The organism is Variovorax glucosi, assembly GCF_051216695.1.
Classification (GTDB): domain Bacteria; phylum Pseudomonadota; class Gammaproteobacteria; order Burkholderiales; family Burkholderiaceae_C; genus Variovorax.
In genome coordinates this window covers 532-1,160 of record NZ_JBPJZE010000259.1, presented here as the reverse complement: position 1 = coordinate 1,160, position 629 = coordinate 532, and the positions used below count along the sequence as shown (strand labels likewise).

Here is a 629-nt window from a genome sequence, read left to right as displayed (position 1 = left end):
GAGGCCTCCCTGCCAGAGAGCGACGCGCTCGAGCGGGTCGTCGACACGCACGTCCACAACTTGCGCAAAAAGTTGGAGGAACAGGGTGTCCGCGGCATTCCCCTCGCTGTGCGCGGGGTCGGCTATCGCCTTGGCGATCCTGGATGAAATCGTCGCGTCGGTCACTGTGGGCATGGCTTACCTGGCGCATGGTGGCCTTGGCGATCGCCGCCACGGCTTCCGTCCAGGCGGGCATGTGGGTTCGCTACAGCCATTGGTCCGACAAGATCGATTCGCAGCTGCCCAGCGGGATCGTTGCCGAACTCAAGGAGCGCGAAGCCGCTCCTAGGACTGAAGAGAACTCCAAACGGTTGAGGGAAATCTACAGCGAGTACGGAGATCGTTTTGTTGCCCCTTCAGACTCCGATGACCTGCTTGTCCAGACACTGCTGAGCCTGGCCATCCTTCCCTTCGTGGTGGCCTTCGGGCTGCTCTTGGCACGCCGCATCGTTCAGCCCGTCTTGGATGTCGCGACCGCGGCGGAATCCGTCTCCGAGGGCCGGTTTTCCGCGCGAGCGCCTGTGCTCGACTCCGCGCCCGCCGAATTGCAGCGCCTCGCGAGCCATTTCAACATGATGGCCGAGCGCCTC

Annotated in this window: 2 protein-coding genes; both read left to right on the top strand. The window is 63.4% G+C overall.

The window, feature by feature from the left end; all coding sequences use genetic code 11:
- Window positions 1-147: winged helix-turn-helix domain-containing protein (locus ACSFA3_RS24785; RefSeq protein ID WP_435508014.1), on the top strand; the 147-nt coding region annotated here is incomplete at its 5' end.
- A 50-nt stretch (window positions 148-197) separates the two neighbouring features.
- On the top strand, window positions 198-629 hold a 432-nt coding region (locus ACSFA3_RS24780; RefSeq protein WP_435508013.1), incomplete at its 3' end, for a HAMP domain-containing protein.